Here is an 11,515-nt window from a genome sequence, read left to right as displayed (position 1 = left end):
ATAAAGGTAATTGACGTTAAACCGAGGTGTGTATGCTGACTCGCTCAGATGATCTGGATATTTTATTAACTGTGGTCGACAGTGGCGGCTTTTCTGCGGCGGCCGATACGTTAAATATTCAAGTGGCGCGCGTGTCGCGGGCGGTGAGTAAAATTGAGCAGCAGCTTGGGGTAACCATATTAAACCGCACCACTCGGCGTATTGAGCTGACTGACGAAGGTAGGCAATTTGTCGAGTCGGTGAGAACGGGCTTACTGCAATTACAACGGGCAGAAGATGAGTTAGTTAAGCGAGGAGAGTTACCACAAGGGCGATTGCGCGTAGATGCTGCAAGCCCGTTTGTGTTTCATCAGCTGGTGCCGTTAATGCAAGACTTTAGGCAGGCGTATCCAGACATTATGTTAGAACTCACTTCAAACGAGGGGTATGTCGACTTACTGGAAAAGCGCACCGATGTGGCGATTCGTATCGGTAAATTAAACGATTCTACCTTGTACGCCAGACCATTAGGCAAGAGTGCCTTATACATCGTCGCCTCGCCAGCCTACATTGCTCGCCGAGGCGCGCCGCAAAAAGTGGCTGACCTAAGTGGCCATGAGTTGCTTGGATTTACCGAGCCAAAAGCGCTTAACCGGTGGCCGTTAAAAGGCAGCGAGGAAATTACGCCGAGTATCAGTAGCAGCAATGGCGAAACGCTGCGCCAATTAGCGTTAAGCGGTAATGGTATTGCGTGTTTGTCGGGCTTTATGATTAACGACGATTTAGCTGCTGGGCGGTTAGTCACTTTGCTTAATCAGGACAAAATTAATGTTAGCGATCGCGAACAAGTGAATGCGATGTATTACAAATCATCGACTGTGGCGCGGCGGATCTCAGCCTTTATTGAATTTATTCAGCCTAGATTAACCTTGTAATTATTGGCGAAAATTAACATCCGTTTACATACCGATACAGAGGATGCGTAGTTTACTGATTGGTGATATTGTGGCGTTTGTGAATTTTTCTCTATCTCAACCGATGACATCATGATTAAACATTTAATGGACTACCTGCGTTTAGTGCTGTTTGTTTGTGGCGTATTGATTGGTATTCAAGTTCCTGGTTTTGTCGATCAATATGGTCAACGCTTAGAAGCGCATCAGCTAGAAGCCAAGCAAAGTTTGGCCGAATTTCAACACGACGCCGACCGCTTTTTTGCTGGCGACATCAGTAAGCTTATTCAACACTATCGCAAAAATAACGATCCGGTTTTCAGTGCGGGTGGCGAAAGCATTGAGTCGATTTATCAACGTTACGTGGCGTTAACTGACGCATTAACGCGCTTTCGTCAACACAGTTATAGCCCATACCAGCAAGTGATCCTTGCACCGCAAACAGACATTCAAGCTGAAGTATGGAAAAACTATTCGCATGTGATTTTATTAAAGCCCGAAGCCATTGCCATCGGCATGTTACTTGGGCTGTTGATCTCAATTTTATGTGAGTCAGTATTATCTATTTTGTATGTAGGTTGCCGAAAAGTATTGGCGCCTAAATAACCCATTTATTCACCCTTAAGGAAATATGATTATGATCGCTACAGGACAATCTTTACCAAAAGCTACATTAAGCCAACTGACTAAAGACGGTATGGTTAATCACGATGTGACTGAGCTTTTTGCCGGTAAAAAAGTGGTGTTATTTGCCGTACCAGGTGCATTTACGCCAACCTGTTCAGAAGCTCACTTACCAGGCTTTGTGGTACAGGCTGACGAGTTTAAAGCTAAAGGCGTTGACCTTATTGCTTGCGTATCGGTAAACGATGCATTTGTAATGAAAGCATGGGGCGAAGCGCAAAATGCCTCTGAATTAATGATGCTAGCCGACGGCGATGCCAGCTTTACTAAAGCGCTCGGCCTAGAAATGGACACAGCTGGTTTTGGCGGTATTCGTTCACAACGTTACGCGATGATTATCGACAACGGCGTAGTGACATTATTGAATGTTGAAGCACCAAAATCATTTGAAGTGAGCACTGCAGAAGCAGTAATGGCTGCGCTGTAAGCTGCTATTTTAATTAGATTGAAAAATGGGCGCCCAATGTGGCGCCCATTTTTTATAGAAAAAGAGTCTACGCTTTGGCTTCGCCAATCCCGAGGTTTTGTTCAATATTGTCTACGCTGTTACTGACCTCGTGCGCAATGGTTTCGCTTTGTTCAAAAGCGTGTTTAGCCCGTTGCATTAAGGTGTCCATTGCCGCGACAAACTCATCAAGATAATGCACTTGTTGCTTAGCATGTTCGCTGCCCTGGTTAGCACTGTTGGCCATTGCACTGGCTTGTTGCTGCACCTGTTTAGCTACGCTCAGTAAACTTTGGGCACGTGTTTTTTGTTGCTCAGAGGCGGCGCTAATGTCATTCACGCTTTGGCTTAGTGCCTCATTTGAGCTGGTGAGCTGAGTTAATATCGCCATAATATCTTTGAGTGACAACTGGGTGCGATGAGATAAGCTACGCACCTCATCAGCCACTACCGCAAAACCGCGACCTTGCTCGCCCGCTCTGGCCGCTTCAATGGCTGCGTTTAATGCCAGTAAGTTGGTTTGGTCAGCAATATTACCAATCACATCCACAATTTTAGCGGCATCATTCACCGAGGTACTCAACTGACTAAGTGAACGATTACATTGGTTTACCGTAGACAATGTATGTTCGGTTGCCGTTAATACGCCTTGAGCTTCTTGCTGGCTGGCTAACATGTCTGTCATGGTTTGTTGAGCGCTGTCGGTTAACTCACTAGACGACTGGTTTACTTGGTTGGCTAATTCAATTAAATCAGCTGTTTGCCCTTGTGCTTGTTGTACTACGTCTTGGGTTTGTTGGGTGCTGTTAGACAGCGAGCCAATACGCGCTACTAGCTCACTTAATGATTGCGATACCGCAGTCATATTGTGTTTTTGCTGCTCATCTTCTTGTTCAAACCGCTGTAATAAGCGATTAAAATGGGCAGCAATTTGGCCGGTTTCGCATTGGCTAGTCACCGCTAATGGTTCGCGTTGATTAGATTCGCTTAACATGGAAAAAGCGCGATTTAAGCGCCGTAATGGTGTGACGACACGGCGCTGCTGCAAAATAAGATAACAGACTGCAAATAGCGCTAACACGCCAACCATGCCATACAGTAACCACTGCAAGCTGAGCTTTAATTGTTGGTCTGTTTGTTGTTGTGTTTCAGCTAACGCCACCAGTTGCTGTTCTACCTGACTGGTGGCATTGATCAGCGCAGTTTGCACCGCCTGGTTTTCGCTCAGCATAGCTTTGGTGTTGCTGACTTCTTTACTGTAGCGTTGGCTTAAACTCAGTAATTCTGAGCGAGGAGTTTCACCTACTTCAATTTGCTCAGGTTCATCGTCGCCTAACGCAAACTCGTCGACTTCTTCGGTGCGATAAATGCCGAGTAAAGGCAGTTGTTGTAATTGATCGTGCCAGGTGTTTAACGCATCAATGGTGAAATTTACGCTGTTGCTCACACCAGTATCTTTATCAATGAGTAAGGATTGAGTGAGCTGCGATAACTGATACACCAGATTGGGCAATTCTGTGCTGAGGGCGAGGTATTGTTGTGCCACGCTATTATCTTGCGGCGCCGATTGTGCATAACGGCTTAAGCTGCGGCTGTAACTGAGCATCTCAGATTCTGCAAACGCCAACAATTGGCGCGGATTACCGGCTAATTTACCCGCAGCGCGATATTTTGTGTCTAAATCTAGCGTAAGCTGCACCATTAATTGGGTAAGCGAGGCGCTGTCGAGTTGTGGGTGTGCTTGTTGTAATGCACTGATGCTGTTAGTAATACTGCTTATATCTGTTCGGGCTTGCTCTAGATAATTGCTTTGACCTGTTTGCAAATATTTGTCGATATTACGGCGCACATCATATTGAAAAGTATGCTGAATACTTTGCAGGTTTTGGTTGAGTTGCTCACTCACTTGCCGCTGTTGATTACTCCACAACACGGTGGCCGCCAGAGAAGCCGCGAGGATAAGTAATAACGCGGACGCGCCCAGTGATAAGGTTGATATTTTCATTTAATAAAAACTCAAGCAATTTCCATTGTGAGTATTTTATGGCACTAATATGACAGTTTATCGAGCGGAGTGAGACTTATTGCTTAATAATCAATTTGATTTATTTTTAATAATTATCAGTATCTTGTGGTTTTTTGGTGGCAGAAAAAGTGAAAAGGGGCAGTTGCGTGGAGGTTAAGCAGTGCAATTTAATGAGTGAGCACTAACCGGTTGTCATCGGTTAGTCACATCAGTGCGCGGCATTGATAGATTGCTTTATATTTAGCGTAACAGCACGGTAAGACGTGCCCCAAATAGATAACATCAACTGTCAGCGATTTTTCTATCCATTAATGGCAACCAAACCTGAGCTTTGAGGCCACCTTGAGGGCGGTTAGACAGTTTCACTTTGCCATGATGACGGTCAACAATCCGCTTAATTATCGCCAGTCCCAAACCCGAGCCGACACTGCCGCGGGCAGAATCACCTTGAGTAAAGGGTTGAAATAACTGCTCAACCTTAGATTCATCAATGCCTGGACCATTATCTTCAACGCTAAAACACACCGCGTTACCTTGATGGTATGAGCTGATTTTGATCCAACCATTGCCGTAACGAAACGCATTTTCTACCAGGTTGCTCAGCACACGTTTAATCGCCACACTATTCATCGCAATGTCGGGGCAGTTGCCTAGCGACAGCTCTATGGTTTCTTCGCGGTGAGATTCCTGTTGGCTAATTTCCTGGATTAAGCGGTTAATTTGGTCTGGCTCGCGCACACCTTCACGATCGTTGCGAATATAGGCAATAAACTGGTTAATAATCGCATCCATGTCTTCAATGTCGGTAACAATACCTTCTTTTAAATATTGGTCTTCTTCTACCATCATTTCAGATGCTAAGCGAATACGAGTCAGTGGCGTGCGTAGGTCGTGGGAGATACCGGCCATGAGTAAGGCGCGGTCTTGCTCAAGCTGTTTCATGCTATGCGCCATTTGATTAAACGCATGGGTTACTTCAACAATTTCGGTAGAGCCGCTTAACGGTAGTGTGGGCGGGAAATCGCCTTGAGACACCGCAACCGCGGCTTTTTGTAAGCGTTTTAATGGCCTGTTTTGCCTACGGGCAAATAACCAACCGCCAGCGACACTGAGCGCGCCAATCACCAATAAATACAGGGTTAATGGCGATAAGTCAGATTCGTTAATGCCGGTTAACGGCACTTTAATCCACAGCGTGGGGGCTTGAGGCGGCTTAATCCACACGTCGAGATTTTCACCCTGAGAAAAACGCACCTCAGCTTCGCCGCCCAAATAAACCGACATTTGTTCAGATAAAAAACTGTAATAAGTGGCCTGGCCGAGTCCGGCCTCCTGGGCTTGTTTTTGGTTGTAAACCGTCATGCCATCGTCACGCACTTTGGCGTTTAAGGCATCAACCATGGTGAGATGTTCGCGGCCAACATCCACGCCATCAACAAATAATATGTTGATTTGGCGGGCAATCAGTTGGTTAATTTGCTCATAACTGGGCTTGATAAAGTAAACGGCGACCGACCAGTACGACACTAATTGATTGATCAGCAATAAGCTGCCAATCAACAATACCGTTTGGCTAAACGCGCTTCGAGGTAAGAAGCGTTGCCACCATTTTAACTTGAGTTCCATGAATTACTTACGTGTGGTGCCGTCGGGTACAAACACATAACCTAAACCCCAAACCGTTTGAATATAACGTGGGTTAGCGGCATCTTTTTCAATTAAACGGCGTAGGCGAGACACCTGTACATCGATAGATCGCTCAAGGGCAGAGTAGTCACGGCCGCGAGCAAGGTTCATTAACTTGTCGCGCGATAATGGCTCACGAGGATGGTTTACCAGCACTTTTAATACGGCAAACTCGCCGCTAGTCAGGGCAATGTTTTCGTCACCATGAAACATCTCGCGCGTGGCTAAATTTAGCGAAAACTCACCAAACTCAATCATTTCTTCCTGCTGCGCAGGCGCACCAGGTACTTCAGTTGTTTGACGACGCATTACCGCTTTAATCCGTGCTAATAACTCACGTGGATTAAACGGTTTAGGTAAGTAGTCATCAGCGCCAAGCTCTAAGCCAATAATACGGTCAACTTCATCGCCTTTAGCGGTGAGCATCACAATAGGAATTGGGTTTTCTTGCTGGCGTAAACGGCGACAAATAGACAAGCCATCTTCACCGGGTAGCATCAAGTCGAGTACCAATAAGTGAAAGTTTTCGCGCTCAAGTAATCGATCCATTTGTTCAGCATTGGCTGCGCTACGTACTTGAAAGCCTTGTTCAAGCAAGTAACGTTCTAATAATGAACGTAATCTCATGTCGTCATCGACAACGAGGATCTTAGAAGTTTCTTGGCCCATGGAATATCCTTTTAACACTAAATTGATACCAGCAATAGCTCAGTATGAAGTGTAATCACTTGAATTTGAATAGCTGATTGCAGCAGAAATTGTAACTAAATAGCTGTAAATGCCGCTTTATTGTTTAAAAAGCGGCAAATGATCAGTGTTGTGGTCGGTATCGAAGATATATTTATCCTTGTAATAAACGACTGATGCTGTGGCGTAATATGCGTTTAGTCGCCAAAAAGGTAATAGTGACTATCAATAAGGAGCAAAAAATAACGGCACAACACCATAATATGGGTTGCAACATCGATACTCCAAGTAAGCCAATAGTGTATTCATCAAGGCTGAACAGCAATACCGCTGAACATAAAACAGCTATGCACATTAACACTATGTTCAGCTTAATAATTTGCAGCGTTAACGAGGTTTTTTGGCCTCCAACAGCAAGCAAAATGGCCAACTTGAGTTGTTGCACCTTAACACCGAAGTGAAAGCGGTAATATAGGGTAAAAATAACCAATAAACCTATCATCACAGCCATTGCAAACGAAGTGATAAACAATAGTTTCCCTGCAGAATTAGTATTAACAATTTGTTGCTCTAGGCTGCCATCAACAACATACGTTAAATGAGGCGATTGTAACGAAGCCCAATCATTTATTCGTGATGCAGTAAGTTCAGGTGTGGTCGTTCGGCTATAGAAAACAGGCGCAATACGGTGAGCAAATAACGGATTAAATATACTTAAATGCAAATACATAACCGGCGTTGTGCTTTGGTTAAGGCCAAAATGCAATTGATCGTCAATGATCCCTTGGACGGTGAGTTGTTTCTGGTAATAAAACCCAGAGACGTTAAGTGTTGTGCCCTGTACATCTCGCCAATGGTTCATCCCTAATTCGTCAGCAAGTTGCATTGCCATTGTTTTGTTTACTATTAAGCCTGTGGCGGTTAGTTTGGCTTGAGTCAGTGCTGTTATGCCAAGTAAATCAAAAAAGTTGCTAGACACATAAAGACTGTTTACAGGCTTGGTTACACCTGGGTTATTGAGTGTTTTATATTGTAAGTCTTGGTCCCCTAAAGCAGTAAACATCGCTGATGATAGTGCAATCGATTTACCATCTACTTGCCATTGACCTTCTATTTGCTCGGTAGTCAGTGCAAGTGATAATGGGCTGGTCACTTTGGGCTCATAACTATATAGGTCGGTTGGGACGCTGATTTTTTGGTATTTTGTCCACTCTGAAACTGATAATACCAAACACAAAATGATGACGCTGATAATGACTGTGAGTTGAGCAATTAAAGTGAGTTGCCCCATACGTTTTTGTGTCTTGCTAATTTGTCCGTGCCGACCTCGACTAAATTGTGTCGTCATAATGCCGAGCATCGGAATTTGTGAGCATAACCAATATAGCGTTACAGATATGGCCACAGCAGCAGCCCATAAACCAAGGTTAAATGATAAACCTCCCTCAAAATAGCTACGATAAACTGGAATTTGATTAACATATTGCCCAATGCCATAGCCGAGCAAAGGGGCGACAACGACAAGCGCAAAAAAGGCTGGGATATTTTCGTTAAACAGTTGGATGATTAACTGCTTTTTGTCACCTCCTAAGGCCAGTTTTAGTTGCATTTCAGATTGGCGCACTATGCCATGTTGCAAATACGCTGACACAATACCGCTGAACACAATAAAGCCAAAACAAGCCATTAAAATCAATAATATCCATGCCTGTTTGTGCAACATATCGCGTTCAACGGGTTTCAGTTCAACCCCGTCAATGATCCATGAAGTAAACTGACTGTCGACAAAACCACCTTGTGGGCGAGGAGTTTGTATTTTTAGCGTTGAATAGGCTTGCTGCAATTGATCAATAGGTACTGCCTGTTTTAACAATGCAAAACCATAGCGATCCGTTTTGCTATTGATATACAGCGTTGGGTTTTCAGCAAACATTTGCGGTACATCGAGCAGTAAATATCTGTCTGGTAACCACAGGTCGACTTGAAAATTACCAATTTTATCCATTGATGCAGGGGCCACACCAGCAATAGGTAAAGCTTGGTTTAGATAATGCATCGATAGGAGTGATATATCGCCTGAATTAGTGTGCTGATGCCAAAATTGAGACGACAAGATGACGTTTTGGGCTTCAAAACCTTGCTGTGTAAACGGTTTAGGTAAGCCAAGAACTGGTAATAACGTGTCAGAATAAAAGCCAATACGTAAGCCTGGTACTTCTTTTGTGTTAACCGATACAGTGGCTGTTTGTATCGCGATACTGGCTACCGATTTCACCATCGACAACTGCTTTAGTAAGGCTATATCGAATTCAGATGTAGGCTGTAAATTAGCATTAAAATCTTGATTCGCGATGGTCACTAATGGTGATGTTTGGCCTACCCATTGCGGTCTATCGCTACTTAATAACCAAAGTAGATTCGTTACAAAGCCAATTAAACTGCAAAACAAGCATAAACTGACGATCAATACAGCCCAAATGCCCCGTTGTCCTCGCCATTTTCGCCATCCATATTTTAGATCAAACAGCACGTTTGTATTCCTCATCTTCAAGAGGTGAGAGCTCGCCATCATGCATTTTATAGGCTTTTTCACAGCACTCTGCGACAGAGTTGTCATGAGTGATAATGAGAATGGTCTTGCCTTTTTGGTGCAAGTCACCTAACAAGGACATGATTTTTGCCGCATTGCTTGAGTCTAAATTACCCGTAGGTTCATCACATAATAAAATGTCGGGTTCACAGATGAGTGCCCGAGCAATGGCGACGCGCTGTTGTTGCCCGCCAGAGAGTTCATCTGGATAAAAAGAGCTTCGGTCAGCCAAGCCAACGAGCGTCAGCACATTGTTAATACGTTCAGCGTATTGTGCTGGGTTGACGGCAGTATTGTAACGTAGTGGCACGGCCAGGTTTTCAGCGACAGTCATGTCTGCAATTAAGTTAAAGTTTTGAAATACCCAACCAATATGTTGGTTTCGTAATTGACTGAGTTGGTAAGCCGACAATGCGCTAACATCCTGATTGCACAGTTTGTAATTACCTGTATCGGCTACATCGAGTAAGCCAAGGATTGATAACAAAGTCGATTTTCCACTGCCAGAAGCGCCCAAAATTGCGATCATTTCACCGGTTTTTATCTGTAAGTTAATTTGCCTTAAGACTGGGTTATCACCTGATTGATGCTTAAATGATTTGTTCAGACCAGATAAAGTGATGACGTTATTATTCATGCAGTGCTCCTTGGCTAAATTGCACGCTGTCTTGCAGGTGGGGCGGTACTTGCAGTAACAAACGCTCTCCTTGATGGAGCCCTGCGATAACTTGTGCTTGCTCCCCGGCAATGTCACCTATGCTGACTTGACGCATTTCAAATTGTTCAAGTTCGTCATTAAGCACAAATAATGGATACTGGCGATGACCCCTAATGACGCCAATGGGTCGTTTTATCACTAAGGTTTTTTGATGTGAGGCTATTTCGATAATGGCATTAACATCAATATTTGGTCTAACAGACGAGGGTAAATCACCGTTAAAACTAATATCAATTTCAACGCTGCCATTATTGACGGTGGGCTCAACTCGAGTCACGTTCCCTACAATATCAATGCCTTTAATTGCAACGCGAGCGGGTAAACCTGGGGTAACAAACTCAGCATCATTGGCGGTTATATTAATCCGGGCATAGTATTGAGATAAGTCAGCAATCATACCGACTATCTGCCCTTCGTCTAAATACCTGCCAATGTCTAGGTCGTTAGCCAGTTCTGTTAGCATGCCATCCATACTGGCACTAATGGCTAACTGATCGACTTCAGATACCAGTAGCTCTCGTTGTTTTTGCGCTTTTTCTAATCGGTATTGTGCTGAGTCATTAATTGCTTTACGGGTTTGTTGTAAGGTTTCTAGGCGGCTGGTTTCCATTTGTAAAATGGCATTTTCTTGCTCCCAGGCAACTTGAGCTTTGTGTAGGTCTAAAACAGAAATAACCTGATTTTGTTTAAGCTTTTCATGTGCGCTTAGCTCTGCTTGAGCTAAGGCTAAACGCACTTTAGCCAAGCGCATCTTTCCTTGTTGATCATCCAACGCTTGGCGAGACTCTGCAGTAATTAACGTTAGATTAGACTGCTCTTCAAGTAACGCCAATTCACTGGTTTCCATTGCTCGGAGTAATTTGGGATTGTTCAATTTAAGGATTAAATAACGCAATTAAACTCAGAAATAGACACGTAATGATAATTATTGAGAGTGTTTTTAGATGCGTAAAACGGTTTTTATCCTTAGGGATTTCAAACATTTTATAATTCCATTTATATCGTTTTTATCCATTTAATATAATCAAACCATGTAAGTAAAGCACTTATTGCTTGTTTGAAAAATAAGCTAATTTTTTGTTGACACAAAAAAACAGCCTTTAAGCTCTAACTGCGAGAAGCTCAATTTATTATGTACTTACAAAAGGATTTGCTATGTTACTCCAGTTCTCAGAAAAAAATTCATCGCCTTATGCCTCTGTTAATTTTATGTCGTCATGCAACGCTTGGAGACATAATAATGCAAATTAACTATGCCACTTTATTGTCTGGTTTATTGCTAGTCACAAGTAGTTTTGCAAGTGCAGCAGATGTATTGCCTTTAGGTCACCACTTTAAAGAGGCATTTTATTCTGAAGTGTCGACGCAAACGGCTAAGCCACAGTTTCCTGCGTTATATATCTATGATGTAAAGGCGGAGCATTTTTTAAGTAAACAAGATGCAGAATCCTACCTCGGCCAGCTAAGTGAGCAACCATTATGGGCAGAAGTGATGGAACAATGGGTTAAAGATAGTAGTCACTTTAGTGCGACTAATCCGTCTTTAAAACAGGCTGTGCCGACGTTTAATTTTACCCAGCCATATATTATTTTTTTCGACAACTTACCTGAACCCATGTTAGCGCAGTTTGCTGCAATGGATCCTAATTTGGCGGCGCGAGATAGTTTAGTGAAGTCAATTTTAGCTCAGCTAGACAACGCAAACAGTTACACAACTTATTAAGTGTTGATGAGGTTAAGCCGTCCT

The 11,515-nt window shown here is 43.5% G+C and carries 10 protein-coding genes; 4 read left to right on the top strand and 6 right to left on the bottom strand.

The window, feature by feature from the left end; translation table 11 throughout:
- Nucleotides 1-32: 32 nt before the first annotated feature.
- The 3 genes from GQA99_RS01370 (at nucleotide 33) to GQA99_RS01360 (ending at nucleotide 2,043) form a co-directional block, all read left to right on the top strand.
- The gene (locus GQA99_RS01370) at nucleotides 33-914 is read left to right on the top strand and encodes a LysR family transcriptional regulator (RefSeq protein ID WP_160052051.1); all 882 of its coding nucleotides are present in this window, start codon (nucleotides 33-35) and stop codon (nucleotides 912-914) included.
- Between the two features lie 111 nt (nucleotides 915-1,025).
- Nucleotides 1,026-1,538 (top strand): DUF2937 family protein, encoded by a 513-nt coding sequence (locus GQA99_RS01365; protein ID WP_160052050.1) that lies wholly within the window; start codon nucleotides 1,026-1,028, stop codon nucleotides 1,536-1,538.
- Nucleotides 1,539-1,569: 31 nt separating this feature from the next.
- Nucleotides 1,570-2,043, top strand: a complete 474-nt coding sequence (locus GQA99_RS01360; RefSeq protein WP_160052049.1) for a peroxiredoxin — start codon at nucleotides 1,570-1,572, stop codon at nucleotides 2,041-2,043.
- A 67-nt stretch (nucleotides 2,044-2,110) separates the two neighbouring features.
- Here the strand turns inward: GQA99_RS01360 and GQA99_RS01355 are convergent, their stop codons facing one another.
- The 6 genes from GQA99_RS01355 to GQA99_RS01330 all read right to left on the bottom strand — a co-directional run bounded on the left by GQA99_RS01355 (nucleotide 2,111) and on the right by GQA99_RS01330 (nucleotide 10,615).
- On the bottom strand, nucleotides 2,111-4,066 hold the full coding sequence (locus tag GQA99_RS01355) for a methyl-accepting chemotaxis protein (RefSeq protein WP_160052048.1): 1,956 nt from the start codon (nucleotides 4,064-4,066) through the stop codon (nucleotides 2,111-2,113).
- Nucleotides 4,067-4,369: 303 nt separating this feature from the next.
- On the bottom strand, nucleotides 4,370-5,713 hold the full coding sequence (envZ, locus tag GQA99_RS01350; protein ID WP_160052047.1) for a two-component system sensor histidine kinase EnvZ: 1,344 nt from the start codon (nucleotides 5,711-5,713) through the stop codon (nucleotides 4,370-4,372).
- Nucleotides 5,714-5,716: 3 nt separating this feature from the next.
- Nucleotides 5,717-6,442 (bottom strand): osmolarity response regulator transcription factor OmpR, encoded by a 726-nt coding sequence (gene ompR / locus GQA99_RS01345; RefSeq protein WP_160052046.1) that lies wholly within the window; start codon nucleotides 6,440-6,442, stop codon nucleotides 5,717-5,719.
- Nucleotides 6,443-6,614: 172 nt separating this feature from the next.
- Entirely contained in the window at nucleotides 6,615-8,990 is a 2,376-nt protein-coding gene (locus GQA99_RS01340) for an FtsX-like permease family protein (protein WP_160052045.1), read from the bottom strand.
- The gene (locus GQA99_RS01335; protein WP_160052044.1) at nucleotides 8,980-9,687 is read right to left on the bottom strand and encodes an ABC transporter ATP-binding protein; all 708 of its coding nucleotides are present in this window, start codon (nucleotides 9,685-9,687) and stop codon (nucleotides 8,980-8,982) included. Before GQA99_RS01335 ends, GQA99_RS01340 begins: the two co-directional genes overlap by 11 nt.
- Nucleotides 9,680-10,615, bottom strand: coding sequence for an efflux RND transporter periplasmic adaptor subunit (locus tag GQA99_RS01330; RefSeq protein ID WP_160052043.1), 936 nt, complete (start codon nucleotides 10,613-10,615; stop codon nucleotides 9,680-9,682). The genes GQA99_RS01335 and GQA99_RS01330 overlap by 8 nt, the downstream gene beginning before the upstream one ends.
- 393 nt (nucleotides 10,616-11,008) lie before the next feature.
- Here GQA99_RS01330 and GQA99_RS01325 point away from each other — a divergent pair, with 393 nt between their 5' ends.
- Nucleotides 11,009-11,491: a hypothetical protein gene (locus tag GQA99_RS01325; protein ID WP_160052042.1), complete on the top strand. Its 483-nt coding sequence runs from the start codon at nucleotides 11,009-11,011 to the stop codon at nucleotides 11,489-11,491.
- Nucleotides 11,492-11,515: the final 24 nt, after the last annotated feature.

Source organism: Shewanella litoralis (assembly GCF_009828585.1).
Taxonomy (GTDB): Bacteria; Pseudomonadota; Gammaproteobacteria; order Enterobacterales; family Shewanellaceae; genus Shewanella; species Shewanella litoralis.
The sequence above is the reverse complement of the archived record's forward strand: the minus strand, read 5'-3'. Positions and strand labels throughout refer to the sequence as shown.